The 26935-nt window shown below is 69.6% G+C and carries 19 protein-coding genes and 4 tRNA genes; 10 read left to right on the forward strand and 13 right to left on the reverse strand.

The annotated features are described in order from the left end of the window. Window positions 1–2: 2 nt before the first annotated feature. The 4 genes from FNV62_RS25235 to FNV62_RS25250 all read right to left on the reverse strand — a co-directional run bounded on the left by FNV62_RS25235 (window position 3) and on the right by FNV62_RS25250 (window position 6991). Entirely contained in the window at window positions 3–3089 is a 3087-nt protein-coding gene (locus FNV62_RS25235; RefSeq protein ID WP_225900365.1) for an FG-GAP repeat domain-containing protein, read from the reverse strand. 247 nt (window positions 3090–3336) lie between these two features. Next, the gene (locus tag FNV62_RS25240; RefSeq protein WP_054230270.1) at window positions 3337–5586 is read right to left on the reverse strand and encodes a DEAD/DEAH box helicase; all 2250 of its coding nucleotides are present in this window, start codon (window positions 5584–5586) and stop codon (window positions 3337–3339) included. A 358-nt stretch (window positions 5587–5944) separates the two neighbouring features. Continuing rightward, window positions 5945–6469: a hypothetical protein gene (locus FNV62_RS25245; protein WP_097285330.1), complete on the reverse strand. Its 525-nt coding sequence runs from the start codon at window positions 6467–6469 to the stop codon at window positions 5945–5947. A 171-nt stretch (window positions 6470–6640) separates the two neighbouring features. Then, complete coding sequence (locus FNV62_RS25250; RefSeq protein WP_054230272.1) at window positions 6641–6991, reverse strand: metallopeptidase family protein; 351 nt, start codon at window positions 6989–6991, stop codon at window positions 6641–6643. 94 nt (window positions 6992–7085) lie between these two features. Between FNV62_RS25250 and FNV62_RS25255 the strand changes: the two genes are divergently transcribed. The 8 genes from FNV62_RS25255 to FNV62_RS25290 all read left to right on the forward strand — a co-directional run bounded on the left by FNV62_RS25255 (window position 7086) and on the right by FNV62_RS25290 (window position 14687). Then, on the forward strand, window positions 7086–8720 hold the full coding sequence (locus FNV62_RS25255) for a metallophosphoesterase family protein (protein ID WP_143627170.1): 1635 nt from the start codon (window positions 7086–7088) through the stop codon (window positions 8718–8720). Window positions 8721–8800: 80 nt separating this feature from the next. Then, a tRNA-Glu gene (locus FNV62_RS25260) sits at window positions 8801–8873 on the forward strand. 47 nt (window positions 8874–8920) lie between these two features. Continuing rightward, window positions 8921–8995, forward strand: a tRNA-Asp gene (locus tag FNV62_RS25265). 24 nt (window positions 8996–9019) lie between these two features. Beyond that, window positions 9020–9096, forward strand: a tRNA-Phe gene (locus tag FNV62_RS25270). A 155-nt stretch (window positions 9097–9251) separates the two neighbouring features. Beyond that, window positions 9252–9614, forward strand: a complete 363-nt coding sequence (locus FNV62_RS25275) for a hypothetical protein (RefSeq protein WP_225900366.1) — start codon at window positions 9252–9254, stop codon at window positions 9612–9614. Window positions 9615–9974: 360 nt separating this feature from the next. Further along, window positions 9975–13952: an ATP-dependent RNA helicase HrpA gene (gene hrpA, locus FNV62_RS25280; protein ID WP_097285333.1), complete on the forward strand. Its 3978-nt coding sequence runs from the start codon at window positions 9975–9977 to the stop codon at window positions 13950–13952. 93 nt (window positions 13953–14045) lie between these two features. Further along, window positions 14046–14120 (forward strand) — tRNA-Asp (locus tag FNV62_RS25285). 378 nt (window positions 14121–14498) lie between these two features. Continuing rightward, window positions 14499–14687 carry a DUF6274 family protein gene (locus FNV62_RS25290; RefSeq protein ID WP_060898445.1) on the forward strand — a complete coding sequence of 63 codons (189 nt, stop codon included), beginning with the start codon at window positions 14499–14501 and terminating at the stop codon, window positions 14685–14687. A gap of 449 nt (window positions 14688–15136) precedes the next feature. Here FNV62_RS25290 and bldC read toward each other — a convergent pair whose 3' ends face one another. Both bldC and FNV62_RS25300 read right to left on the reverse strand, forming a co-directional pair. Beyond that, complete coding sequence (bldC, locus tag FNV62_RS25295) at window positions 15137–15343, reverse strand: developmental transcriptional regulator BldC (protein ID WP_003949541.1); 207 nt, start codon at window positions 15341–15343, stop codon at window positions 15137–15139. Window positions 15344–16048: 705 nt separating this feature from the next. Beyond that, complete coding sequence (locus tag FNV62_RS25300; RefSeq protein WP_060898444.1) at window positions 16049–16897, reverse strand: hypothetical protein; 849 nt, start codon at window positions 16895–16897, stop codon at window positions 16049–16051. Between the two features lie 246 nt (window positions 16898–17143). On the opposite strand from FNV62_RS25300, the gene FNV62_RS25305 reads away from it, so the two are divergent. Continuing rightward, entirely contained in the window at window positions 17144–18244 is a 1101-nt protein-coding gene (locus tag FNV62_RS25305) for a Leu/Phe/Val dehydrogenase (RefSeq protein WP_054235038.1), read from the forward strand. Window positions 18245–18565: 321 nt separating this feature from the next. Then, window positions 18566–18820, forward strand: a complete 255-nt coding sequence (locus FNV62_RS25310; protein WP_037615441.1) for a DUF3073 domain-containing protein — start codon at window positions 18566–18568, stop codon at window positions 18818–18820. Window positions 18821–18964: 144 nt separating this feature from the next. On the opposite strand, the gene purM is transcribed toward FNV62_RS25310, so the two are convergent. From purM to purS, 7 genes are all read right to left on the reverse strand, one after another. After that, window positions 18965–20065 carry a phosphoribosylformylglycinamidine cyclo-ligase gene (gene purM, locus FNV62_RS25315; protein ID WP_179858214.1) on the reverse strand — a complete coding sequence of 367 codons (1101 nt, stop codon included), beginning with the start codon at window positions 20063–20065 and terminating at the stop codon, window positions 18965–18967. Window positions 20066–20108: 43 nt separating this feature from the next. Then, complete coding sequence (purF, locus tag FNV62_RS25320) at window positions 20109–21635, reverse strand: amidophosphoribosyltransferase (RefSeq protein ID WP_054235040.1); 1527 nt, start codon at window positions 21633–21635, stop codon at window positions 20109–20111. A 61-nt stretch (window positions 21636–21696) separates the two neighbouring features. Next, a complete protein-coding gene (locus tag FNV62_RS25325) occupies window positions 21697–22488 on the reverse strand; it encodes an META domain-containing protein (RefSeq protein ID WP_143627172.1) in 792 nt (263 codons plus the stop codon). A 161-nt stretch (window positions 22489–22649) separates the two neighbouring features. Continuing rightward, window positions 22650–23483 carry a maleylpyruvate isomerase family mycothiol-dependent enzyme gene (locus FNV62_RS25330; RefSeq protein WP_097285337.1) on the reverse strand — a complete coding sequence of 278 codons (834 nt, stop codon included), beginning with the start codon at window positions 23481–23483 and terminating at the stop codon, window positions 22650–22652. A gap of 226 nt (window positions 23484–23709) precedes the next feature. After that, window positions 23710–25968, reverse strand: a complete 2259-nt coding sequence (gene purL / locus FNV62_RS25335; protein WP_143627173.1) for a phosphoribosylformylglycinamidine synthase subunit PurL — start codon at window positions 25966–25968, stop codon at window positions 23710–23712. Beyond that, window positions 25965–26645 carry a phosphoribosylformylglycinamidine synthase subunit PurQ gene (gene purQ / locus FNV62_RS25340; protein WP_143627175.1) on the reverse strand — a complete coding sequence of 227 codons (681 nt, stop codon included), beginning with the start codon at window positions 26643–26645 and terminating at the stop codon, window positions 25965–25967. The genes purL and purQ overlap by 4 nt, the downstream gene beginning before the upstream one ends. Continuing rightward, on the reverse strand, window positions 26642–26905 hold the full coding sequence (gene purS, locus FNV62_RS25345) for a phosphoribosylformylglycinamidine synthase subunit PurS (RefSeq protein WP_060898438.1): 264 nt from the start codon (window positions 26903–26905) through the stop codon (window positions 26642–26644). Before purS ends, purQ begins: the two co-directional genes overlap by 4 nt. Window positions 26906–26935 lie beyond the last annotated feature (30 nt).

Genomic DNA, 26935 nt, shown 5'->3' on the forward strand with positions numbered 1-26935 from the left:
GGCTAGAAAAGGCCCCTGTAGCCCTGCCAGCCGCTCCCGATCTTCACCCGCGCCGCGAACGACCCCTTGCCGGTGCCGTTCTGGCGGTACAGATTGCCCGCGGTGTCCCGCGCGACCAGATCCGCCTTGCCGTCACCCGTGATGTCCCCGGCGCCGACGACGACGTCGTACGACCCGCCCCAGCCCGCGAACACCTTCGTCCGCGCGCCGAACGACCCCTTGCCGGTGCCGTAGTAGCGGTACAGGGTGTTGGCCTTGTCCTGGGCGAGCAGGTCACCGATGCCGTCGCCGTTCAGGTCACCGACGCCGACGACCTTCTTGTACGTCTTCCAGTTGGCGTACAGCTTCACGCGCGCGGACAGCTTGCCCGTGCTCGTGCCCTTGTAGAGGTACACCGTGCCGGTCGCCGTGTTGCGCGCGATCAGGTCCGGGCGGCCGTCGCCGCTGATGTCGCCGGGCGCGGTGAGGACGTCGTACTGGTTCCAGCCGCTGGTGCCGAGCGAGGTGTACGCCGTCGACGGCTTCAGCGTGCCGTAGCAGTCCGGCTTGTACGCGCGCAGTGCCCCGCCGGTCAGCCGGACCAGGACGTCGTTGCAGCGGTCGCCGTTCAGGTCGCCGAACGGCACCACCTTGTTGGTCGTCGTCCAGCCGCTGCTGGTGCCGAGGTTCACGGAGAACGTGCCCTTGCCCGAGCCCTGCCGGAAGCCCAGCGTGCCCGAGGAGCTGAGGGTGACCAGGTCGCCGAAGAAGTCGCCGCCGCCGATGTAGTCGTGGGTGGCCGGAGCGGCGCCGGACAGGGCGACCGTGCCGCTCGTGGCAACCGGGGCGCCGACCCCGTCGGCCGGAGTGACCGACAACGTCCAGTCGTACCGCCCGTTCGTCAGGAACGCCCCCTTGGCGTCCGTCCCGAACCAGCCGACCTTCACCTCGCCACGTGTCGCACCGCCGTCTCGCGTGTCCACGACCTTGCCGGTGGCGCGGCTGCGTACGGTCAGCCGCCAGCCCGCGGCCGGCTTCGACAGCAGCAGGGTGGTCAGCGTGGACGGCGTCGCGTCGATCTCCCGCGCGACGAGGGTGGACGCCGAATCGACCGGGGCCAGCAGGCGCAGCGGCTGCTGGGTGACGCCGGTCGGCACGAGGTGCACGCGCTCCTGCTCGTCGACGTAGGCCACGTTCCCGGTCGACTCGTCGACCGTCCAGCGCACCTCGCGCTGGGAGATTCCGGTGTCGGGCAGTGCGCCGATCACGCGGCTCACGGGTGTGCCGTCCGCGACCGTCGTGAGGACCAGTTGCCCGGCCTGTCTGTCGTGCGTGACGACGAATCCGTCGCCGAGTTCCGCCTCGCCGGCCGGGACGGGCACGGACTTCTTCGCCGTACGGTCGTAGACACCGGCCGTGCCGTCGGCGCAACTCCAGTACAGCCAACGGCCGTTGGCCCGCAGTTCGGTGGGAGCGCAGTCGGCGTCGGTGCTGAGGGTCCCGGTGGTCTTCTTCGTGGTGAGGTCGTACGCCGTGACGGTGCCGGGGGTGGTGCCCCGGGTCCACAGGGTGTCGCCGGAGAGGGCGGCGGCGCCGGGCGTGCGGGTGAGCGCCGGGATGCCGTCGTTGCCGATCTTGTAGACGGTCTGCGCGGTGTCCGTCGTGTGGATCAGGTACTGGCCGGACACGTCGGTGATCCGGCCGCCGGCGGGGACCCTGCGCTCCCAGAAGGTGTACGGGGCCGGCCCGTTGACGCGAATGCTGTCGCTGGTCGTGGTGTCCTTCGTCACCCAGACGGCGCGACCGTCGGCCGTGCCGTGGAGCTGGGAGCAGCCGACCTCCGTCGCCGGGCAGGTGCCGAGGTTCAGGTCGGTGCCGTCGAACGACGAGCGTGGGCCGAACTCGGGGGTGCCGGTCACGGCGACGGTCCGTACGTAGTCGTCGCGGCGTCCGCCCGGGCCGCCGGTGTCGGCGACGAGCAGCCGCCCCTGTTCCAGGGCCAGTCCCTGGATCTTGATCGGCGGCTTGGGCAGAGCCTTGACCTGGGTGACGGCAGGGGTGCCGTCGGGACCCGGCTTGATGCGCTGGACGCCCCAGTCGTCGGCGGTGGTGCGGCCGATCAGGACGGCGGTGCCGTCGGAGACGGCGGAGGAATAGACATTCGACCAGGGCATCAGGGTGACCGCGGGACCGCCCGCGATCGGTTTGGCGATCACCGCCGTACCGGCGCTGGGCCGGTGGACGAGCCAGTCGCCGACCACGGCGAGATCCTGCGCGGGGTTCACGCTGCCGCTGCCCGACAGCGTGACCTCGGTCGGGGCCGCGGACAGGTCGGAGCGGGGGAACACCTGCACGGCGGCCTCGTTGGCGTTGAACAGGACCACGTGCTCGGCGGTGACCTTGGCCCTGAGGTAGACCTTGGAGCGCGGCGGGGTCCAGTCCCGCACCTGCCCCGTCCGCCGGTCGACCATGACCGACAGATACTGCCCGTCCTTCGAGGCCTGGAAGAGCAGCCCGTCGGCGTCCCCGCCCAGGGGCTGCCCGAGGTTCACTCCCGCGGGCACTCCGCCGACCGGCACGTCACGCGTGCCGCCGTCGGCCTCCGGGAGCAGCAGGTGCATCTCCCGCCAGGCCGTGCCGTTCTCGTCCCGCACGACGCGATAAGCGACCGCGAGGTCGCTGTACGCGGTGAGCAGCGTCAGGTCCGAGGGTGTCTGGAGGGTGCGGGTGGTCCCGTCGACCGCGTTCCACAGGTCGACCCTGCCCCCCTCGTAGCGGTACGCGAGGACGTCGCCGCCGGTCCCCCAGGTGCCGAGGATCCCCGCCGGCCGGGTCACGGGCACCGACGTCCCGTCCGCGTACCGCGTCCAGACCAGCCCGGACCCCTCCAGCGTGTGGAAGACGCCCTGCTGTCCCGCGCCGTCGTGGCCGGACGTCGACCCGCTGTAGAGCTCGGCCGAGGTGTAGGTGCCGCGCAGTGTCGCCGGCACCACCGTCTCCTGCGGCGCGTCCGCGACCGCCGTCGACGACGGCAGCAACGGGCTCAGGCCGGCCGCCAGCACTGCGGAGGCGGCGACGAGACGGAGGCGCACGAAGGCATGACGAGTCAAGAAGGCCCTCCCCGAAGAACGAGACGGGACGCGCACCGCTTCTCGATGTCCCCGGCCCCCCGGCCGTCGCATCCGTCTCAGAAGTCGGCTGATCCTACAGCGAGTTCAAAGTTTCCGGAAAGCCTTTCGAAACAGCGCGGGGCACAGCCACAGGCACGGAAAACGCCGTGGCCCCCACCGGATCGGTGGGGGCCACGGCGTTCAGCATGCGCGGACGTCAGCGGACGTCAGCGGATGTCATCGGACGTCAGCCGTTGCGCTTCCAGCGGGGCTTCTCGTCGCGGCGGCCGAAGGAACCGGTGCCGGTACCCGTGCCCGTGCCGGTGCCGGTGCCGCGGTGGTCGTCGCGACGGCCGTACGGGCGGTCGTGGCTACCGGCGCGGAAACCGCTGGAGGGACGGTTGTCCTGGCGGTCGCGGTTGAAGGGACGGTCGCTGCCACGGTGACCGCCACGGTCGTCGCGACGCTCGAAGGAGCGGCCGGCGGTGCCACGGTCGTTGTCACGGCGGAAGCCGGAGCCACCGCGGTCGTCACGACGCTCGAAGGAACGACCACCACGGTCGCCGTCCCGACGGTCGCGGTCGAAGCCGCCACGGTCGTCACGACGGTCGTTGTCACGGCGGAAGCCGGAACCACCGCGGTCGTCACGACGCTCGAACGAACGACCACCACGGTCATCACGACGGTCATTGTCCCGACGGAAGCCAGAGCCACCGCGGTCGTCACGACGCTCGAACGAACGACCACCACGGTCATCACGACGGTCATTGTCCCGACGGAAGCCAGAGCCACCGCGGTCGTCACGACGCTCGAACGAACGACCACCACGGTCATCACGACGGTCATTGTCCCGACGGAAGCCAGAGCCACCACGGTCGTTGTCGCGGCGCTCGAAGTTGCCCCGATCGTCACGGCGCTGACGCGGCTCGTAGGACGAACGCTCGGCGACGGGCTGCTCGGACACGGCCGGCGTCTCGGCCGGGGCCTCGGCCACCGCCTGCTCCGCCAGGGCCTCCGCGGCCGCGACGACGGCCGCCTCCGGGTCCTCGCCCCGCTCGCGCGCGGCACGGGCCACCAGACGGTCGGCCTCCCCACGCAGCTCGACCGCACGACGCTGCGCGCGCTCCAGCTCCTTGGTGAGCTGCGAGACCTCACGCTCGGCCTGCTGCGCGGCGTCGCCGGCCGACTGGGCCTGGACCTCGGTCATCGACCGGGCGCCGGTGATCTCGGCGACCTCGGGCTCGAAGGCCGTACCGGAGTTGATGATGTGACGCGCGGCGTCGACGCCCGCGTCCTCCATCAGCCGGAAGATCTGACGACGCTGGTGCGGCAGGGAGAGGGACACCACGGTGCCGCTGCGGCCCGCACGGGCCGTACGGCCGGAGCGGTGCAGGTAGTCCTTGTGGTCACCGGCCGGGTCCACGTTCAGGACGAGGTCGATGCCGTCGACGTGGATACCGCGGGCGGCGACGTCGGTCGCGACGAGCGCGTTGACGTAACCGTCCTTGAAGTCGGCCAGCGTCCGGGTCCGCGCGCCCTGGGTCATGCCGCCGTGCAGCGCGTCGGCCTTCACACCGGCGTCGCGCAGCTGCTCGGCGATACGGTCGGCGCCCAGCTGGGTGCGGACGAAGATGATCGTGCGGCCCTTGCGGGAGGCGATCGCGGCGGTGACCGGCGCCTTGTCCTTGGGCTTCACGATGAGGATGTGGTGGGACATCGTCGTGACGTTGCCCTGGGCGCTGTCGACCTCGTGCGTGACCGGGTTGGTCAGGTAGCGCTTGACCAGCGTGGAGATCTCGTTCTCCATCGTGGCCGAGAACAGCATCCGCTGGCCGCCGGCCGGGATCTGGTCGAACAGCTCGGTGACCTCGGGCAGGAAGCCCAGGTCGGACATCTGGTCGGCCTCGTCGAGAACGGCCACCTGGACGTTCTCCAGCGAGCAGGCGCCGCGGTTGATGATGTCGCGCAGGCGGCCCGGGGTGGCGACGAGGACGTCGACGCCGCGCTCCAGGGCGTAGATCTGGTTGCCCATCGACGTACCGCCGCAGACGACCTTCATCTTCAGGCCGAGGACGTCGCCGTAGGGCTGCAGCGCGTCGGCGACCTGCATGGCCAGCTCACGGGTCGGCGTGAGGATGACGGCGCGCGGCTTCTTCTTCTCGGTGTGACCTCCGGCGAGTCGCGCCAGGGTCGGCAGACCGAAGGAGAGGGTCTTGCCGGAGCCGGTGCGGCCACGGCCGAGGATGTCCTTGCCGGCCAGGGCGTCCGGGATGGTCGCGGCCTGGATCGGGAACGGGGTGGTCACACCGTTCTGGGCGAGCTTGCGGACGACGCCCTCGGGGAGGCCGAGGGAGTCGAAGGTGATCTCGGGGGCGGACTCGACGGCCTCGACGGTCTCGACCGTCTCCACGGTCTCGACGGCGGCCTGGACGCCCTCGTTGTTGTCGTTCTCGTTGTTCTCGGGCACGACGACGTGATCAGTACTGGAAACAGACATGCGAAATGCGAACCTTCCGGAGTTCTTCGGCACGCGCCCAAACTCCGTGAAGTCGCAATCGACCGCCTCTATGCGGTCCGGCCACGGCAAGGGAGAGTACGCGCCACACGCGGCGCTCTCTGCAATGGCGCCGGGCAAATGGGATCAAACGATCTACCACCATACGCACCCCCCACCCCTGAAGGCAAACTGACCCCCAAAGGGGCAGGTCAGCCACGCAGGGCAGGTCTTACGTCTGCTGGCAGGGGGTGCAACGCCAGCGGTGGCCGAGCGTATTCCCGCCCCCTCCGCCGACTTTCCCGCCGCCCCTCCGCTCGTCGACCCTCCGCCCCTCCCCGCCGCCCGTCCAGCACCCTGTTCACGCCGGTTGGCCCGCCTGCGGCGCCGGCTCCCGATCCACCAGTTGCGTGGTCTGCTCATGCGCCGAGGACGAGGGCTCAGCCGTGGTCGGATCGGGCGTCGGCGACACGGGCGGTGGCGGAGGAGGCGGCGGCGGAGTCGGATCGGACGTGGCACGCGTGGGACTCGGCACCCCGTTCGACGGTGGAGGCTGCTCCGGCTGCCCCTTGCCGTCCCCCTTGCCCGTCGCCCTGGTGGACGGCTTCGCACCGCCGGAGGCCGACGCGGACGCGGACGCCGACCCGGAGGCGTGCTCACCGGGCTTGGCGGAGGCGCCGCCCTTCACACCCGTCCCCCCGTGGAACCCGCCACCGCCCCCGCTCTCCGCGGACTCCTCGTCGGGGGCCCCCTGGCCGCCGTGCCGCCCCGCCGAGTGCGCGGGCCCGGGCCGGCCCGCGTCGTCACCCACGCTCATACAGCCGGCGGCGGACGCGACGACGATGACCGTGGCGGCCAGACGGACGGGTACGTACAAGGCGCGCACGGGCAGCCACCTCCGGAGGGGGTCTCCCCTGCTCGGCGAGGCCGAGACCCTGGGGATGGATCGGGGAGTCCCCCTGCCCAACTCTCGGCGCCCACAAGAGGACACGCGGGAACATGACACACGTCCCGAGCCCCGGGGGGCGCCGGCCCCCGCCACCCACTCCCCGCTCACTCACCCGTAGCCGAGCGCGTGCAACCGTTCGTCGTCGATCCCGAAGTGATGCGCGATCTCGTGCACCACGGTGACCTCGGTCTCCGCGACCGCGTCCGCCCGCGTCTCGCACATCCGCAGGGTCGGCCCCCGGTAGATCGTGATCCGATCCGGCAGCACCCCCGCGTACCACTCCCCCCGATCGGTCAGCGGAGTTCCCTCGTAGAGCCCGAGCAGCTCGGGATCGGCGGGGTCGGGCTCGTCCTCGACGAACACCGCCACGTTGTCCATCAACCGCGTCAGCTCCGGCGGAATCCGGTCCAGCGCCTCGGCGACCAGTTCCTCGAACTCCTCGCGCGTCATCTCCAGCACACGGCCATTGTCCGGTACGACCGCCTCGCAGGAGAGTCGACGACAGCCCCGTACACCCCGCATACCCACCCCCGCACTTGGGCATACGGGACCAATGGCCCGCGTCCCCGCTGCCGTCACCACCGCCACATCCGCCGTCACCACGTCCATATCCGCCGTCATCACCGCCCTGACCCGCACACGCCGCCCCCGCCACACCCCGCACCTCCGCCGCCTCCGCCTCAGCTCCCGCCGCTCTCCCCGCTTCCGCCCCGTCACCGAGGAACTCGTCCAGCAGCCGAACCCGTACACCCGGGCGCTCGGCCTGATGGCGGTCGTCCTCCTCGGCGCCTGGCTGGGCCTGCTGATCGTGGGCAATGTGCGCGTCCCGGTCGGCCCCATGAACACCACGATGACCCTGCGCCCCTCGGTCACCGGCGGCACCAAGATCAACGTCTCCCCGCTCGGCGCCCTGGAGCTGAACAGCCACATCGCCCCGGTCCGCCTCGACGTGAACGTCGACCAGCTCGACCCGGTCCGCGCGCAGGCCCTGGTCGACCACCCCGAGCGGCTCTCGGGCCTGCAGGACGAGGTCGCGCACGACGTCGAGCACGGCACGCTCGACCTGGCCGTACGGTCCTGCGTCGCGGTCGTGGCGGGCGCCACGGCCCTCGGCCTCGCGGTCTACCGCCGCCCGCGCCGCGCCCTGGCCGCCGGCGGCCTCGCCCTGACCCTGCTCACCGCCTCGGGTGCGACGGCCTTCGCCACCTGGAACCCGAACTCAGTGCTGGAACCGAGGTTCTCCGGACTGCTCTCCTCCGCACCCTCCCTCGTCGGCAACGCCCGCAACATCGTCAGCGAATTCAACGTCTACCAGGAGGAGTTGGCACGCCTGGTGACGAACGTGACGAAGCTCTACGACGTCACATCCACGCTCCCGACGTACGAGCCGGACCCGTCCACGATCCGGGTCCTGCACGTCTCCGACATCCACCTCAACCCCGCGAGCTGGAAGATCATCGCGTCGCTGGTGAAGCAGTACTCGATCAACGTGATCGTCGACTCCGGCGACACCATGGACCACGGGACGTCGGCCGAGAACGGCTTCCTGGACCCCATCCCCGACCTGGGCGCGCCCTACATCTGGGTGCGCGGCAACCACGACAGCCTCGTCACCCAGCGCTACCTGGAACGCCTGAAGAACGTGCACGTCCTGGACGACGGCCACGCGATCACGATCGCGGGCCTGCGCTTCGCCGGCATCGGCGACCCCCAGTTCACCCCCGACCGCTCGGTCGCCCCGGGCGGCGACGCGGCGGAGAATCTGGCCGGCGCCCGCCTGGCCTCCGCCCTCCGCGACCAGCGCACGGCAGGCACCCCCGTCGACATCGCCATCGCCCACGAGCCGTCGGCGGCCCGCGGGACGGACGGCGAGGTGCCCCTCGTCCTGGCCGGTCACCTCCACCACGAACAGATGGAGGTCATGAAGTACGGAACCCGCCTGCGCGTAGAGGGCTCGACGGGCGGCAGCGGCCTGCGCGCGATCGAGGGCAAGTACCCGGACCCCATCGAGGCCTCGGTCCTCTACGTCGACCGTGACACCCGCCGTCTCCAGGCCTGGGACGAGATCAAACTGGGGGGCCTGGGCCTGACGACGGCCGAGGTCAGCCGACACCTCCCGAAGGAGAACCAACCCGGCGCGCCCCAGTCCTCCTCCCCCTCCCCGACCACCTCCACGAGCACCCCGTAAACCGTTTTGGCGATACCTCCCGCCATCCCATATGCTTCTCACGTCCCCGACGCGCTGAGAAGCGCCCAGGCGGGCCGATAGCCCTCATCGTCTAGCGGCCTAGGACGCCGCCCTTTCAAGGCGGTAGCACGGGTTCGAATCCCGTTGGGGGCACGCAACACCGTGTGCGACACTGTTTTACGCGTCGCACGCAACAGCTTGGTCCTGTGGAGCAGTTTGGAGTGCTCGCCACCCTGTCAAGGTGGAGGCCGCGGGTTCAAATCCCGTCAGGACCGCTGAGGTTTCACATGAAACCTCGTGGCTGGGTAGCTCAGTTGGTACGAGCGATCGCCTGAAAAGCGATAGGTCGCCGGTTCGACCCCGGCCCCAGCCACCACACCGAAGGCCCCGTCCATTACGGACGGGGCCTTCGTCGTATCCCCGACGCCCTCCGATGCACCGACACCCCGGCGAGCCGAACTTGGCATGCCCCGGGCAGGACACTACGTTCTGGCTGACCGGACGTCGTGTGGTGAGCAAGGGGGACCAGTGATGGTGGGCAAGGACAGGGCGAAGCCGATCCGGGAGCTCGACCTGGAGCGGTACCGGGCCCTGTACGGGCTGACGGCGGTCGCCCTGAGCAACTTCGCGATCGTCGCCGTCGCGATCGCCGGCGTATGGCGCCTGGGCGGCGACAAGTCGGTGATCATCGGCGTGCTGACGGCGGCCTTCACCGCGGTCAGCACCATGACCACGGCGTACCTGGGCATCAAGGCCGTCTCCAACACCGCCCAGGCAATGGCCCAGGGCGCCCCCCGCCGCACCCAGACACCCCCCGAAACCACAACACCACCAACCGAAACCCCAACCCCCACGCCCCCTTCCCCCCGCACCCCTGACAACCCGCACCCCTGACCACCCGAGGCCACCACGCGACGCGAAACCACCACGCGAAGCGAAACCACCGTGCGCCCCGAGGCCGCCATACGACGCGAAACCACCATGCGCCCCGAGGCCGCCATACGACGCGAGGGGCCGTGGCGGTGCGTCGCAAGCCCGTCGCTTACGTTCGGATCGAGCAGCGGTTCGCATGCCCGGCCCACGTCTGATCCAGCGGCGACGGGCTCGACGCACCGCCACGGCCCCGCCCCACCACCGGAACCGGGCGCGCCCACCCACCTCCACCCGGCACCCGGCACCCGGCACCCGGCACCCACGGGTCCCCAGATAAAGCACTCGCCAGTAATTTCGGCGAGGTGAGATCCTGGACGGCGTATGTCTACGCATCCTGCCCCCGTCCTCGGCGACCTCGCCCCCCGCCTGGCCGAGCTGTCCCTGCGCGACGCGCACCGGCTCGGCCGCAGGCTCGAGGGCGCGCGCCGGATCCGCAAACCCGAAGCCCGCACCGCCGTGCTCGCCGAGATCGACGCGGAGGTCACCAAGGCCGAGGCCCGCATGGCCGAGCGCCGCACCCGCGTGCCCGCCGTCACCTACCCCGAGCAGCTCCCGGTCAGCCAGAAGAAGTCCGACATCGCCGACGCCATACGCGACCACCAGGTCGTCATCGTCGCAGGTGAGACCGGCTCCGGAAAGACCACCCAGATCCCCAAGATCTGTCTCGAACTGGGCCGCGGCGTCCGCGGCATGATCGGCCACACCCAGCCCCGCCGCATCGCCGCCCGCACGGTCGCCGAGCGTGTGGCGGAGGAGCTGGACACCCCCCTGGGCGAGGCCGTCGGCTGGAAGGTCCGCTTCACCGACCAGGTGAACCCGGACGGCACCTTCGTCAAGCTCATGACGGACGGCATCCTGCTCGCCGAGATCCAGACGGACCGCGAGCTGCGCGCGTACGACACGATCATCATCGACGAGGCCCACGAGCGCTCCCTCAACATCGACTTCCTGCTCGGCTACCTCGCCCAGCTGCTGCCCAAGCGCCCGGACCTCAAGGTCGTCATCACGTCGGCCACGATCGACCCGGAGCGCTTCTCCCGCCACTTCGGCGACGCCCCGATCGTCGAGGTCAGCGGCCGTACGTACCCCGTGGAGGTCCGCTACCGTCCGCTCCTCGAAGAGGAGGGGGACGACGCCGACCGCGACCAGATCACCGCGATCACGGACGCGGTCGAGGAACTGCAGGCCGAGGGCAAGGGCGACATCCTGGTCTTCCTCTCCGGCGAACGCGAGATCCGCGACACGGCGGACGCGCTCACGAAAAAGAACTACCGCTTCACCGAGGTCCTCCCCCTCTACGCCCGCCTCTCCCACGCGGAGCAGCACCGCGTCTTCCAGCCCCACACCGGCCGCAGGATCGTTCTGGCGACCAACGTCGCCGAGACCTCGCTCACCGTCCCGGGCATCAAGTACGTCATCGACCCGGGCAACGCCCGCATCTCCAGATACAGCCACCGCACCAAGGTCCAGCGCCTGCCCATCGAGCCGGTCTCACAGGCCAGCGCCAACCAGCGCAAGGGCCGTTGTGGCCGTACGTCGGACGGCATCTGCATCCGCCTGTACTCCGAGGACGACTTCGACACCCGCCCGGAGTTCACGGACGCGGAGATCCTCCGTACGAACCTGGCGAGCGTCATCCTCCAGATGACGGCGGCCGGCCTCGGCGACATCGAGAAGTTCCCCTTCATCGACCCGCCGGACCACCGCAACATCCGCGACGGCGTCCAACTCCTCCAGGAACTGGGCGCGCTGGACCCGTCCCAGAAGGACGTACGCAAGCGCCTCACGGACACCGGCCGCAAGCTCGCCCAGCTCCCCGTCGACCCCCGGCTGGCCCGCATGGTCCTGGAGGCCGACAAGAACGGCTGTGCGCGCGAGGTCATGGTGATCGCCGCGGCGCTCTCCATCCAGGACCCGCGCGAGCGCCCCGCCGACAAGCAGACGCAGGCGGACCAGCAGCACGCCCGCTTCAGGGACGAGACGAGCGACTTCCTCGCCTTCCTCAACCTCTGGCGTTACGTCCGCGAACAGCAAAAGGAACGAGGATCGTCCGCCTTCCGCCGCATGTGCAAGCAGGAGTACCTCAACTTCCTGCGCATCCGCGAGTGGCAGGACATCTACTCCCAGCTCCGCACGGTCGCCAAGCAGATGGGCATCCACCTCAACGAGGACGACGCGGCGGAGCAGAGTGTCCATGTCTCCCTCCTCGCCGGCCTGCTCTCGCACGTCGGCATGAAGGACGTGAAGGAGACCGGGGGCGAGAGCGGGAGGAGCACGGGCAAGAACGAGTACCTCGGCGCCCGCAACGCCAAGTTCGCGATCTTCCCGGGCTCGGCCCTCTTCAAGAAGCCCCCGCGTTTCGTGATGTCGGCCGAGCTGGTGGAGACCTCCCGTCTCTGGGCCCGGGTGAACGCCAGGATCGAACCCGAGTGGGTCGAACCGCTGGCGGAACACCTCCTCAAGCGCACCTACAGCGAACCGCACTGGGAGAAGGACCAGGCGGCCGTGATGGCGTACGAGAAGGTCACTCTCTACGGCGTCCCGATCGTCGCCCAACGCAAGGTCAACTACGGCCGTATCGATCCCGAGACGAGCCGCGACCTCTTCATCCGCAACGCCCTCGTGGAGGGCGACTGGCGCACGCACCACAAGTTCTTCGCCGACAACCGCAAGCTCCTGACCGAGGTCGAGGAGCTGGAGCACCGTGCCCGCCGCCGGGACATCCTGGTCGACGACGAGACGCTGTTCGACTTCTACGACCAGCGGGTGCCGGCCCACGTCGTGTCCGGCGCTCACTTCGACTCCTGGTGGAAGCACAAGCGCCATGACGAGCCCGAGCTCCTCGACTTCGAGCGTTCGATGCTCATCAACGAGCGAGCCGGTGACGTCAGCAAGGCCGACTACCCCGACTCGTGGCACCAGGGCCGCCTGAAGTTCCGGGTGACCTACCAGTTCGAGCCGGGCGCGGACGCCGACGGCGTCACGGTCCACATCCCGCTCCAGGTCCTGAACCAGGTGACGGACGAGGGCTTCGACTGGCAGATCCCGGGTCTGCGCGAAGAGGTGGTCACCGAGCTCATCCGTTCCCTCCCCAAGCCCATCCGCCGCAACTACGTACCCGCCCCGAACTTCGCGAAGCGGTTCCTCGACCAGGCCGTGCCCCTTCAGGAGCCGCTGGCGACGACCCTCGCGCGTGAGCTCAAGCGGATGGTCGGCGTGCCGGTCACGGCCGACGACTTCGACTGGTCCCGCGTCCCCGACCACCTGAAGATCACCTTCCGGATCGTCGACGAGCGGCGCCGCAAGCTGGCCGAGGACAAGGACCTCTCGACCCTCCAGCTCCAGCTGAAGCCGAAGGCGCGCAAGGCGATCTCGCAGGCCGCGGCGGCGACGGCGGAGCGCGAGGGTGGCGAGTCCCTGGAACGCACGGGCCTCACGGACTGGACGATCGGCACGCTGACGCGCGTCTTCGAGACGCGCCGGGCCGGCCAGCCGGTGAAGGCGTACCCGGCCCTGGTCGACGACGGCCCGACGGCGAACACCGTCTCCGTACGTCTCTTCGACACGGAGGCCGAGCAGGCGCAGGCCATGTGGACGGGCACCCGGCGGCTGATCCTGCGCAACATCCCGGTGAACCCTGCCAAGTTCGCCTCGGACAAGCTCACCAACGCCCAGAAGCTCGCCCTGTCCGCCAACCCGCACGGCTCCGTGCAGGCCCTGTTCGACGACTGCGCGACGGCGGCGGCGGACAAGCTGATCGGCGACTTCGGGGGCCCCGCGTGGGACGAGGAGTCGTACCGGAAGCTGTACGACAAGGTGCGCGCCGAGATCGTCGACACGACGGTCCGGACGGTGGGCCAGGTGCAGCAGGTCCTCGCCGCCTGGCAGGCCTGTGAGCGCCGTCTGAAGGCCACCAGCAGCCCCACCCTGCTGGCAAACCTCACGGACGTACGGACGCAGCTGAACGCCCTGGTGAAGCCCGGCTTCGTCACGGCGACCGGCCTGCGCCGGCTCCCGGACCTGATGCGCTATCTGGTCGCCGCCGACCGCCGCCTGCAGCAGATGCCGACCGGCGTCCAGCGGGACACCACCCGCATGGAGAAGGTCCACGAGATGCAGGACGAGTACGCGTGGCTCCTGGAGCAGATGCCGCAGGGCCGGCCGGTCCCGCAGCAGGTCCTGGACATCCGCTGGATGATCGAGGAGCTCCGGGTCAGCTATTTCGCCCACGCGCTCGGCACGGCGTACCCGGTCTCCGACAAGCGCATCGTGAAGGCGATCGACGCGGCGGTGCCGTAACGGGTCCTGCACGGTGGGTGAGTTCGACCCCGGGCTCACCCTCCTGTACAGTCTCTTCTCGCAGCACAGCGCAAGAAAGTGACTGCGAAACCTGGTCCTGTGGAGCAGTTTGGAGTGCTCGCCACCCTGTCAAGGTGGAGGCCGCGGGTTCAAATCCCGTCAGGACCGCAAGAGATACGAGAGCCCGGGTCTTCGGACCCGGGCTCTCGTGCGTACGCGCTCCGCGCCGTCATGCGAACTCACGGCCCCCTCGGGCATCCGGACTCCCGGACCACCCGCGCGCGGATCACCCCGCAGGACCACACCGCACGGACCGAACCCCCGGCAGCGCACGTTCGGCCCCTGAGCGCGCGTCCACCGACTCCGGGCGCCGTACGCCCCTTCACACGCCTCGCACGCCCCCACCCCCGCACGGCCGTTTCTCAGGCCCTCCCACCGAACGCCGGACGCAACTCCGCCCAACCGGCGAAGCCCCCCGCACCTTGACGCCGTCACATTCGGCGGGTACCCCGGAATCCAGGGCACTCGACCTCCCGGAGGTGGTTCATGGCGGCGTCCGCTCGGCACGAGACGCGCGCTCTGCTCCGCGCCCATCTGTCGGCCGCCTCCGGGTATCGCCATCTGACGCGGCACTGCCCGATCTGCCATCAGCTCCTGAGACTGGCCATGGAGCCCTCCGCGCGCGGCGAGGAGGACGAGACGGCGGCCGAGGACGAAACCCCCTCCCATGCGTGACCTCGCGCGGGAGGGCGCATCCGCCCAACTCCTTTAGCGCAGACGCGTCACAGGCAACAAGGACTCTGGCATGTGACGGGTGTCACCGCACAAGTTTTCAGAAGGGCGGAACTTACACCCCACCTACAACTAGTCAATTTAATATGTGCAATTGCACCACTCTCCGAGGGCTCCCACAGGAGATCCGACAGCCCTCCCCAGACTCCGACAAGGCCGCTCACAGGCCCACCGCACGGCCCACACCAACGCCCCTCCGGCGCCTGAGCAGGGCACAAAAAAAATCGCGCTGGACCCGGCGGAGTCCAGCGCGATCGACGACGCACCCTTGTCGCATGTGTAACTGGGTCGGGCGTGAGCCCTGTTGGGGCAGGACCCGCGTCGCTTGGAGCTGTGGTTCGGGCGTCTTGACGGGTTGGGGGACCTGCCGAATTGCCCGGTTATGCGATTGTTCAGGCCTCGCTGCGCTGCTGCGGGATACCCGCGAGTAGCGCGCGGACCTCAGCCTCGCGGTAGCGGCGGTGCCCGCCGAGCGTGCGGATGGATGTCAGCTTGCCGGCCTTCGCCCACCGCGTGACCGTCTTGGGGTCGACGCGGAACATCGTGGCGACCTCAGCCGGGGTCAGCAGCGGCTCGGCATCAGGGGTGCGAGCGGTCATGAGCGGCCTCCTCGGGAGAACCGAACCTTCTCGGTTCTTTCCTCTAAATTCTGCACCTTGACCCGCGTTGCCCGAAATGGCGGACGCGAGTCGAGTCGGTTATAGGACGAACGGCTTGTCCTCGGCACTACAACTACACCATCCGTCCAGCCGCGTCGGCCAAACCGATGGAATTGCCCTCCCAGGTGTTCATCAGCGACGGAAGCCGATGGACCATGCCATAGCGGACAGTCACGCCACTGTGACGATCAGTCACAGGACGATCAGGAGTCGTCAGACCCCCCATAGCAGGCAATACCGAGATTCCCGCCCAAACATGGACGGATGGAGCCCTCCCCCGGGCTCCTTGTCCTATTTTGGCACGAGGAGGGGCAAGCGATGCAAGAGCCAGGTAAGTGCCATCCGTCACGCTTGACACATCGTTGACACAAAAGACCGGATCGGGACCTAGGTCCTGCCCTGCGCGGTCTTCTCCCGCAGTGAGGGTTCTTCAGCGTGCGAGGACCATACGTCAGTTCGGGCGAACACCAGTGAGAAGCACATCACACTTCTCGTACGGCAAACCCGCCCCAGCCGTCCCGGGGCACCCAGACGGTCCCGAGGCACTCAGACACCCCACAGGACGCACAGGTCCCACAGAGCACACAGAACCCACGCGACACACAGGACCCACGCGCCCCCGGGCCCAAAGACCCTGGACGTCCCTCAGTTCGACGAGCGCCGGTCCCGGACCGAGCGCCAGCGCTCCACGAGCCGCCCGTACGCCTCGCCCGCCGCCGCCCCGTCCCCATGACGCAGCGCCTCGATGCCCTCGGCGACGTCGGCCGCCGAGTGGTCGTCCTCGAGGTGCCCGGCCGGCAGGGCGTGCACGAGCCCGCCGTAGTCCAGCTCCACCAGCGAGCGCGGATGGAACTCCTCCAGCCAGCGCCCCACGTCCACCAGGCCGTCGATGAGGGGTCCCTCGTCCAGGGTGTCCCGCAGGGTCTTCAGGGCGCGTGCCGTCCGCCGCCGCGCCTGCACCATCGGCGTCCGGTAGCGCAGCACGGGCGCGGCTCCGTCGCCGCCCGCCCCCTTCTCGTACCGCCGCTCCTCGTCGGTGACGAGCACGAACCAGTTCAGCGGCACCTGCCAGGTCGAGGTGCGGATCCACGGGCGGGCGTCGGGGTTGCGGGCCAGCCAGCGCTCGTAGTCGAGTGCCGCCTGGCGGCGTACGAGCGGCGGCAGGACCGCGTCCAGGACGGACACGGGCAGTTCGTCGGCCAGCTCCTCCAGCGCCTGCCAGCCGCGCAGCCGGGTGCGCCAGGGACAGACGCAGAGCACTCCGTCGACGCTCAGCACGAACGCGTCCGCGCTCTCGTGCACCGGCACGGGGATCGGCGGGGTGGGCAGCAGGTCGGCCAGGGAGCGGCGCAACTCGTCCTGGTACGACGGTCGCTCGGCGCGCCGTGCGTAACGCGCCCAGTGGGTTCGCTCAGGCTCCGGGAAGGCGGCCAGCGGTTCGTACACGCGCAGATAGGACGCGTACGGGACGATCACCGAGGACACCTTGGGCACCCCTGCTCCCTCCCCAACGGACCGGACACGAAACCCCGGGCGGGATCCCGGGCGAGCGACAGCCGGGCGACCGGGAAATCACTGCAAATCGTCCCACGACCGTGCGGAAACGTACTCCGGGAGGAGGTGATCCTGAACACTGCGCGGATGGCGACCGGGCACAGGCTCTAATCTCATGCCCACGGAAGCCCGCCATCCGCACGGGCACCGTCCACAACCGCCGCTACTTACCTGGGAGTCACCACCGTGACCGACCTAACCGACGGCGTCCTGCACACCCTGTTCCATTCGGACCAGGGGGGTCATGAGCAAGTCGTGCTCTGTCAGGACCGGGCCAGCGGCCTCAAGGCCGTCATCGCCATCCACTCCACCGCTCTGGGCCCCGCCCTGGGCGGGACGCGTTTCTACCCGTACGCGAGCGAGGAGGAGGCCGTCGCCGACGCGCTGAACCTCTCGCGCGGGATGTCGTACAAGAACGCCATGGCCGGTCTCGACCACGGCGGCGGCAAGGCCGTGATCATCGGGGACCCCGAGCAGATCAAGAGCGAGGCCCTGCTCCTCGCCTACGGCCGGTTCGTGGCCTCACTCGGCGGGCGCTACGTCACCGCGTGCGACGTCGGTACGTACGTCTCCGACATGGACGTCGTGGCGCGCGAGTGCCGCTGGACGACGGGCCGCTCGCCCGAGAACGGCGGCGCCGGCGACTCCTCGGTCCTGACCGCCTACGGGGTCTTCCAGGGCATGCGGGCCAGTGCCCAGCACCTGTGGGGCGACCCGACGCTGCGCGGCCGCAAGGTCGGCATCGCGGGCGTCGGCAAGGTGGGCCACCACCTCGTGGACCATCTGCGCGAGGACGGCGCCGAGGTCGTGATCACGGACGTACGCGACGAGTCCGTACGACGGATCCTGGACAAGCACCCGACGGGCGTGACGGCCGCCACGGACACCGAGGCGCTGATCCGCGGCGACCATCCCTCTGGGGGGCTCGACATCTACGCCCCCTGCGCGCTGGGCGGGGCGCTGAACGACGCGTCCGTGCCGGTGCTCACCGCGCGGATCGTCTGCGGCGCCGCCAACAACCAGCTCGCGCACCCGGGTGTCGAGAAGGACCTCGCGGACCGCGGGATCCTCTACGCGCCCGACTACGTGGTGAACGCGGGCGGTGTCATCCAGGTCGCCGACGAGCTGCACGGCTTCGACTTCGACCGGTGCAAGGCGAAGGCCACGAAGATCTTCGACACCACGCTGGACATCTTCGCACGTGCGAAGGAGGACGGGATTCCGCCGGCCGCCGCGGCCGACCGGATCGCCGAGCAGCGGATGGCGGAGGCGCGCCGCCGCGGATAACGGAACCTTCCATTCCGTCGCATTCCGCGTGTGTCTCGACGCTTGTCAGGGACCCGCCGAGGGGACACTTCGAGAGAACTCTCACTCCCGTCGGCGGGTCGTCCGCCAAGAAGAGGTTAAAATCGCGGTTGACCAGCGGGGACAGGGCACCTCGCAGGTTCTGGGCCAAGGCGCGTCCTGCGGGCGACGTACCGTATGGGCGCGGGCTCAGGTACCGTGGAAGCCCTACGGACCGGTCTCTCCATGGAGAGCCCGTTCCAGATCATGAACGCGTGTCAAGACTCTGGGGCCACCGAGCCCCGTATCCGAGGGGGTCGAGCCATGGGGCGCGGCCGGGCAAAGGCCAAGCAGACGAAGGTCGCCCGCCAGCTGAAGTACAGCAGCGGCGGGACTGACCTCTCGCGTCTGGCCAATGAGCTGGGCGCTTCGACTTCGAGCCAGCCGCCGAATGGCGAGCCGTTCGAGGACGACGACGAGGAAGACGACCCGTACGCCCAGTACGCGGATCTCTACAACGACGACGATGAGGATGAGGACGACCAGTCCGGTCCACAGTCTCAACGTCGCGGCGCTTGACGCACCAGCGTCCCTCGCGGTTTCCGCGATCTCTCGTAGCTGTAGCGGTGAGCAGATCTCTGTTGGCGGATTTCTCGTAGCAACCGCACTTCACCCGGTCCGGGGCCTCAACGCCGGACCGGGTTTTGTGCTGCCCCGAGGGCCTCAGCTCGCGTAGTCGCCGATCAGGGCCGCGCCCGTCGCGTGCTCGCCGCGCTCGGTGATCTCACCGGCGATCCAGGCGTCCACGCCGCGGTCCGCGAGGGTGGCCAGCGCCGCGTCCGCCGATTCCTCGGGGACGATCGCGATCATGCCCACGCCCATGTTCAGCGTCTTCTCCAGCTCCAGACGCTCGACCTCGCCGGTCCTGCCGACCAGGTCGAAGACCGGGGCCGGCGTCCAGGTCTCACGGTCCACGATCGCGTGCAGCCCGTCCGGGATCACCCGGGCCAGGTTGGCCGCGAGCCCGCCACCGGTGATGTGGCTGAAGGCGTGCACGTCGGTGGTCCTCGTCAGCGCCAGGCAGTCCAGCGAGTAGATCTTGGTGGGCTCCAGGAGCTCCTCGCCGAGCGAGCGGCCGAACTCCGCGACGTGCTGGTCCAGGCTGAGGTTCGCCCGGTCGAAGAGGACGTGCCGGACGAGCGAGTACCCGTTCGAGTGAAGACCGGAGGCCGCCATGGCGATCACCGCGTCACCCGTACGGATACGATCCGCGCCGAGCAGCCGGTCGGCCTCCACCACGCCCGTACCGGCGCCCGCGACGTCGAAGTCGTCCGGACCGAGCAGACCCGGGTGTTCGGCCGTCTCGCCGCCCACCAGGGCGCAGCCCGCGAGCACACAGCCCTCGGCGATGCCCTTCACGATGGCCGCCACGCGCTCCGGGTGGACCTTGCCGACGCAGATGTAGTCGGTCATGAAGAGCGGCTCGGCGCCGCACACCACGATGTCGTCCATGACCATCGCGACCAGGTCGTGGCCGATGGTGTCGTACACGCCGAGCCGGCGGGCGAGGTCGACCTTGGTGCCCACGCCGTCCGTGGCGGAGGCGAGCAGCGGGCGCTCGTAGCGCTTGAGGGCGGAGGCGTCGAAGAGGCCGGCGAAGCCGCCGAGGCCGCCGAGGACCTCGGGGCGCTGCGTCTTCTTCACCCACTCCTTCATCAGTTCTACGGCGCGGTCGCCCGCTTCGATGTCGACGCCGGCGGCCGCGTAGGAAGCACCGGAAGCAGTGCCCGTCGCCGGAGGTGACTGATCAGACACAGAAGACATTGCCTGGGATCTTTCGGGTTGGTGAAACGGGGCTCTGCGGCGGTTACGGGCGACGGATGGCGTCAGCCGCGGCCGTGGCTGCGGGACCCGCGGCCAGCTCGGTCTCCAGAAGCTGCTTGCCGAGCAGCTCGGGGTCGGGAAGCTCCATCGGGTACTCGCCGTCGAAGCAGGCGCGGCACAGGTTCGGCTTGGCGATGGTGGTCGCCTCGATCATGCCGTCGAGGGAGATGTACGAGAGGGAGTCGGCGCCGAGCGAGGTGCCGATCTCCTCGATGGTCATGCCGTTGGCGATCAGCTCGGCGCGGGTCGCGAAGTCGATGCCGAAGAAGCAGGGCCACTTCACGGGGGGAGAGGAGATCCGGATGTGGACTTCCGCCGCACCCGCCTCGCGGAGCATGCGCACCAGGGCCCGCTGGGTGTTGCCGCGCACGATCGAGTCGTCGACGACGACCAGGCGCTTGCCCTTGATGACTTCCTTCAAGGGGTTCAGCTTCAGACGGATGCCCAGCTGGCGGATGGTCTGCGAGGGCTGGATGAAGGTCCGGCCGACGTACGCGTTCTTCACCAGGCCGGCGCCGAACGGGATGCCGCTGGCCTCCGCGTAACCGATCGCGGCGGGCGTCCCGGACTCCGGGGTCGCTATCACCAGATCGGCCTCGACAGGGGCTTCCTTGGCGAGCTTGCGGCCCATCTCGACACGGGAGAGGTACACGTTCCGGCCGGCGATGTCCGTGTCCGGGCGGGCCAGGTACACGTACTCGAAGACACAGCCCTTGGGCTTCGCTTCCGCGAATCGGGACGTCCGCAGGCCGTTCTCGTCGATGGCGACGAACTCGCCCGGCTCGATCTCACGGACGTAGGCCGCGCCGCAGATGTCGAGGGCGGCGGACTCGGAGGCGACGACCCAGCCGCGCTCCAGGCGGCCGAGGACCAGCGGGCGGATGCCCTGCGGGTCGCGGGCCGCGTACAGGGTGTGCTCGTTCATGAAGACGAGGCTGAAGGCGCCCTTGACCTGCGGGAGGACCTTCGCGGAGGCCTCCTCGACGGTCAGCGGCTTGCCGTCGTCGTCGACCTGGGCCGCGAGGAGCGCGGTGAGCAGGTCGGTGTCGTTGGTGGCGGCCACCCGAGTGGTGCGGCCGTCCTGCTTGGGGAGGTCGGCGACCATCTCGGCGAGCTGCGCCGTGTTGACGAGGTTGCCGTTGTGGCCGAGCGCGATGGAGCCGTGCGCGGTGGCACGGAACGTCGGCTGGGCGTTCTCCCACACGGAGGCGCCGGTGGTCGAGTAGCGGGCGTGACCGACCGCGATATGACCCTGGAGCGAACCGAGCGAGGTCTCGTCGAAGACCTGGGACACAAGGCCCATGTCCTTGAAGACGAGGATCTGGGAGCCGTTGCTTACCGCGATACCCGCGGATTCCTGGCCTCGATGCTGGAGGGCGTAGAGCCCGAAGTAAGTGAGCTTGGCGACCTCTTCACCCGGGGCCCAGACTCCGAAGACGCCGCAAGCGTCCTGGGGGCCTTTCTCGCCGGGGAGCAGATCATGATTGAGTCGACCGTCACCACGTGGCACGCCACCGAGTGTAGGCGAGATCGACCACTGGTCCGAATTGGGGATACGGATCTTTGACGGATCACTCTTCCGCGACGGCTTGGACGGTTTTTCCGTTTGTGCTGGTCAGCGCGATGGATCGGTGGTTCAACTCGTATACGACCGTGCTGTCGAAGAGGCCCAGCAAGGTCCTCTCGGTGTCCATGAGTGAGCCGTCGCACATCATCCGGGTGGTCTTGGCGGCGCCGAGGGTGATATGTCCGTCGCGGACGGTGGCCTTGGCGGTGACGTGGTTGCAGCCGAGGCGGCCGGAAAGGGTGCCGTTCGCCTTGTCGAGGGTGAAGTGGGCGTCGGCCCCTTCGGGAAGGGACTGGGCCACGTCACCGTCCCCGAGGGAGGTGACCGTCCACTTCGTGCCGTACAGGGGTGCGTCCGGCTCCTTGGTGAGATTGACGCGGTCACCGCCGTCGGTGGTGAGCGTCAACTTGTCGCCCTTGACCTCGCTGGTGAACGTGTTGTCGACGTAGGCGTGGCTCAGGCTCTGCTCGAAGCTCATGGGGTCCTTCTGGCAGCCCATGTCGGTCGCCTCGATCGTCCCGAAGTCGACACGGTCACCCTTGAGGGTGACCGTGGAGCCGAAAGTGTTGCAGCCGAGGTTGCCGCTGACGCGACCGTCTTCGCCGATCCGCAGATACGCGCTGTCCGGCGCCTGCCGGGTCCGGCCGTGCGTGGTGAGGGTGTCGACACTCCAGTGAACACCGGTGACCGGGGACGATCCGGTCCCCGCGGAACCGCCGCCCGCCGTCTGGGTGCCACAGGCCACGGCGAGCGGAAGCAGGGTCAGGACGCTGAGAGTCAGTCGCTGCTTGTCCATGACGGTGTGACGGGAGGGGTGGGGTGGCCGGTTCCCCTCCGGGCTGTGCGGGTGGGCTCCGCGGATGGAGTCGGCGGGTCGGGTCAGCAGGTGAGGTCGGCAGGTGAGGTCGGCAGGTTGAGCTGCCGGGTGGAGTCAGCAGGTTGAGTCACCGGGTGGAGTCAGCCCATCAGGGGCAGCAGTCCGCCGAGGTCGGCCCGCTCACCGCTCGCGCTGACCTTCGCCTCGTCCAGCGCGGTCTGCCACTCCGTGCGTCCCGTCGCCAGCCGGATCCAGGTGAGCGGGTCGGTCTCCACGACGTTCGGCGGCGTGCCCCGGGTGTGCCGGGGGCCCTCCACGCACTGCACGACGGCGTACGGCGGGATCCGCACCTCCGTCGACGCGCCGGGCGCCTTCACGGCGAGCGCGTCGGCGAGCAGCCGGGTGCAGGCGGCGAGGGCCTGGCGGTCGAGGGGGATGTCGGCGCCGGCGGCGCGGTTCAGGTCGTCGGTGTGCACGACGAGTTCGACGGTGCGGGTCACGAGGTAGTCGGCGAGGGTCATGGCTCCGAGGGGGGTCCCCCCTGCTCGAGCGGAGCCGGGAGCCTGGGGGAGCGCGGCGAGCAGCCGATCGTCGGGGGCCGTGGCCAGGCGCTCGGTGATCCGCTGTTCGACGCGGGCGTAGAGCGCGTCGAGGTCGGGGTTGTCGCGGGCGAGTTCGCGGGTGCCGTCGGCGATGTCCCCGGCGCGTGCCGCCGTCGCGAACGGCCAGTCGAGCAGTCCGAGTTCCTTCACGCCGGGCTCGGGCCGGTCGAGGTTGCGGCTCACGGTCTCGACCGCCATCGTGAGGTGCGCGGCCAGCTCCCGCACACTCCAGTCCCCGAGCCGCGCGGGCCGCGCCAACTGTTCCTCGGTCAGGGTGTGGACGCCCTGCCGCACGTTCCCGAACTGCGCGAGCACCGCCGCACGGATCTTGGCGGGGTCGTAGGTACGGGTGCGTTTCCTGGCCGGCGGCATAGGGCGAGCCTAGGGCCTGTCCGGCGGAGGACGTGAAGAGGTCGACGTCCGTCCAGGAACGTCACGCTCGGCGCGCTCCTGCCGGCCGACGCCGGGTTCGGCCGGCTTGTGGGAGGCCGGTGACACGAAGGGCGCCGCGACCCCGCCCCGGGCGACCGAGCCCGTTCCGGCATGGCGACGGCCCCGACCGTCGAAACGGTCGGGGCCGTCGGCGTCGTACGACCGCTTACGCGAGCAGCGCCGGGATCGTGCCCTCGTGGGCCGTGCGGAGCTCGTCCAGCGGGAGGGCGAACTCGCCCTGGACCTCGACCGCGTCTCCGTCCACGACACCGATGCGGGTGACGGGCAGACCCCGCGCACCGCACATGTCGTTGAAGCGGAGCTCCTCCGAGCGCGGGACGGCGACGACCGCGCGGCCCGCCGACTCCGAGAAGAGGAAGGTGAAGGCATCGAGACCGTCGGGGACGACCAGCCGGGCGCCCTTGCCGCCGAGCAGCGCCGACTCGACCACGGCCTGGACCAGACCGCCGTCGGACAGGTCGTGCGCCGAGTCGATCATGCCGTCGCGGGAGGCGGAGATGAGGATCTCGCCGAGGAGGCGTTCGCGCTCCAGGTCGACCTTCGGCGGCAGGCCCCCGAGGTGGTCGTGGACGACCTGGGACCAGGCCGAACCGCCGAACTCCTCGCGGGTGTCACCGAGCAGGTAGAGGAGCTGGCCCTCTTCCTGGAAGGCGACCGGCGTGCGGCGGGCGACGTCGTCGATGACGCCCAGCACGGCCACGACCGGAGTCGGGTGGATGGCGGCCTCACCCGTCTGGTTGTAGAGCGAGACGTTGCCGCCGGTCACCGGGGTGCCCAGCTGCAGACAGGCGTCGGCGAGACCGCGCACGGCCTCGGCGAACTGCCACATGACGGCCGGGTCCTCGGGCGAGCCGAAGTTCAGGCAGTCGGAGACGGCGAGCGGCTTGGCACCGGTCGTCGCGACATTGCGGTAGGCCTCGGCGAGCGCGAGCTGCGCACCCGTGTACGGGTCGAGCTTCGCGTAGCGGCCGTTGCCGTCCGTGGCGATGGCGACGCCGAGTCCGGTCTCCTCGTCGATGCGGATCATGCCCGAGTCCTCGGGCTGCGCCAGCACCGTGTTGCCCTGCACGAAGTGGTCGTACTGGGAGGTGATCCAGGACTTGGAGGCCTGGTTCGGCGAGCTCACGAGCTTGAGGACCTGGTCCTTGAGCTCCTCGCTCGTCGCCGGGCGCGACAGCTTGTTCGCGTCGTCGGCCTGGAGGGCGTCCTGCCACTCGGGGCGGGCGTAGGGGCGCTCGTAGACCGGGCCGTCGTGCGCGACCGTGCGCGGGTCGACGTCGACGATCTTGCCGCCGTGCCAGAAGATCTCGAGGCGATCGCCGTCCGTCACCTCGCCGATCACCGTGGCGATGACGTCCCACTTGTCGCAGATCTCCAGGAACCGGTCGACCTTCGCCGGCTCGACGACCGCGCACATGCGTTCCTGCGACTCGCTCATGAGGATTTCCTCGGGAGAGAGAGTCGAGTCCCGCAGGGGTACGTCGTCCAGGGTGACGCGCATGCCGCCGGAGCCGTTGGAGGCCAGCTCGGAGGTGGCGCAGGACAGACCGGCCGCGCCGAGGTCCTGGATGCCGACGACCAGCTTCTCGGCGAAGGCCTCGAGCGTGCACTCGATGAGCAGCTTCTCCTGGAAGGGGTCGCCGACCTGGACGGCGGGGCGCTTCGACGGCTTGGCGTCGTCGAAGGTCTCACTCGCCAGGATGGAGGCGCCGCCGATGCCGTCGCCGCCCGTACGGGCCCCGTAGAGGATGACCTTGTTGCCCGCGCCGGACGCCTTCGCGAGGTGGATGTCCTCGTGCTTCATGACGCCGATGGCTCCGGCGTTGACGAGGGGGTTGCCCTGGTAGCAGGCGTCGAAGACGACCTCGCCGCCGATGTTGGGCAGGCCCAGGCAGTTGCCGTAGCCGCCGATGCCCGCGACCACGCCCGGCAGGACGCGCTTGGTGTCGGGGTGGTCAGCGGCGCCGAAGCGCAGCGGGTCGACGACGGCGACCGGGCGGGCGCCCATCGCGATGATGTCGCGCACGATGCCGCCGACGCCGGTGGCCGCGCCCTGGTAGGGCTCGACGTACGACGGGTGGTTGTGCGACTCGACCTTGAAAGTGACGGCGTAGCCCTGGCCGACGTCGACGACACCGGCGTTCTCGCCGATGCCCACGAGGAGCGCGTCGGACTGCGGGGCCTTCTCGCCGAACTGGCGGAGGTGGACCTTCGAGGACTTGTACGAGCAGTGCTCGGACCACATGACGGAGTACATGGCGAGTTCGGCGCCGGTCGGGCGGCGGCCGAGGATCTCGACGACCCGCTCGTACTCGTCCTTCTTCAGGCCCAGTTCGGCCCAGGGCAGCTCGACGTCGGGGGTCGCGGCCGCGTTCTCGACCGTGTCCAGAGGCGTGCGGCTCATGCGGTGACCAGCTTCTTGAGGATCGAGGTGAAGAAGGGGAGGCCGTCGGTGCGGCCGGAGCCGACGAGGGGCTCGACGGCGTGCTCCGGGTGCGGCATCAGACCGACGACGTTGCCCGCCTCGTTCGTGATGCCGGCGATGTCGCGCAGCGAGCCGTTCGGGTTGACGTCCACATAGCGGAACGCGACCCGGCCCTCCGCCTCCAGCATGTCGAGCGTGCGCTCGTCGGCGACGTACCGCCCGTCCATGTTCTTCAGCGGGATGTGGATCTCCTGGCCGGACTCGTAGTCGGCCGTCCAGGACGTCTCCGCGTTCTCCACCCGCAGCTTCTGGTCGCGGCAGATGAAGTGGAGGTGGTTGTTGCCGAGCATCGCACCGGGGAGGAGGTGGGCCTCGGTGAGGACCTGGAAGCCGTTGCAGATGCCGAGGACGGGCATTCCGGACTTCGCCTGCTCGATCACGGTCTCCATCACGGGCGAGAAGCGCGAGATGGCACCGGCCCGGAGATAGTCGCCGTACGAGAAACCGCCGGGCAGCACCACGGCGTCGACCTGCTTGAGGTCCTTGTCCTTGTGCCAGAGGGCGACGGGTTCGGCACCGGCGAGCTTGATCGCACGCTGCGTGTCCCGGTCGTCGAGGCTGCCCGGAAAGGTGACGACTCCAATACGAGCGGTCACTTTCCTGCCTCCGCGACTTCCTCGACCTTGACGGTGAAGTCCTCGATCACGGTGTTGGCGAGGAAGGATTCCGCCAGTTCATGGATGCGGGCGAGCGCGGCGTCGTCCACCGGTCCGTCCACTTCCAGTTCGAATCGCTTTCCCTGACGTACGTCGGAGACACCGTCGAAACCGAGGCGCGGCAGTGCACGCTGCACCGCCTGGCCCTGGGGGTCGAGGATCTCCGGCTTGAGCATGACGTCGACTACGACGCGTGCCACTGGCACTCCCGGTGTGTGGTGCTGAGCAGG

Origin of the sequence: Streptomyces sp. RLB3-17 (assembly GCF_007113425.2) — a bacterium.
GTDB classification, from domain to species: Bacteria; Actinomycetota; Actinomycetes; order Streptomycetales; family Streptomycetaceae; genus Streptomyces; species Streptomyces mirabilis_D.

What these genes read in the sequence shown, in the direction of transcription:
- purL (WP_143627173.1), bottom strand. Translation starts at nt 25,968, where the DNA reads ATGAGCCGCACGCCTCTGGACACGGTCGAGAACGCGGCCGCGACCCCC.
- FNV62_RS25325 (WP_143627172.1), bottom strand. Translation starts at nt 22,488, where the DNA reads ATGGACAAGCAGCGACTGACTCTCAGCGTCCTGACCCTGCTTCCGCTC.
- hrpA (WP_097285333.1), top strand. Translation starts at nt 9,975, where the DNA reads ATGTCTACGCATCCTGCCCCCGTCCTCGGCGACCTCGCCCCCCGCCTG.
- FNV62_RS25275 (WP_225900366.1), top strand. Translation starts at nt 9,252, where the DNA reads ATGGTGGGCAAGGACAGGGCGAAGCCGATCCGGGAGCTCGACCTGGAG.
- FNV62_RS25330 (WP_097285337.1), bottom strand. Translation starts at nt 23,483, where the DNA reads ATGCCGCCGGCCAGGAAACGCACCCGTACCTACGACCCCGCCAAGATC.
- FNV62_RS25255 (WP_143627170.1), top strand. Translation starts at nt 7,086, where the DNA reads ATGGCCCGCGTCCCCGCTGCCGTCACCACCGCCACATCCGCCGTCACC.
- FNV62_RS25290 (WP_060898445.1), top strand. Translation starts at nt 14,499, where the DNA reads ATGGCGGCGTCCGCTCGGCACGAGACGCGCGCTCTGCTCCGCGCCCAT.
- purM (WP_179858214.1), bottom strand. Translation starts at nt 20,065, where the DNA reads ATGTCTTCTGTGTCTGATCAGTCACCTCCGGCGACGGGCACTGCTTCC.
- FNV62_RS25240 (WP_054230270.1), bottom strand. Translation starts at nt 5,586, where the DNA reads ATGTCTGTTTCCAGTACTGATCACGTCGTCGTGCCCGAGAACAACGAG.
- bldC (WP_003949541.1), bottom strand. Translation starts at nt 15,343, where the DNA reads ATGACCGCTCGCACCCCTGATGCCGAGCCGCTGCTGACCCCGGCTGAG.
- FNV62_RS25310 (WP_037615441.1), top strand. Translation starts at nt 18,566, where the DNA reads ATGGGGCGCGGCCGGGCAAAGGCCAAGCAGACGAAGGTCGCCCGCCAG.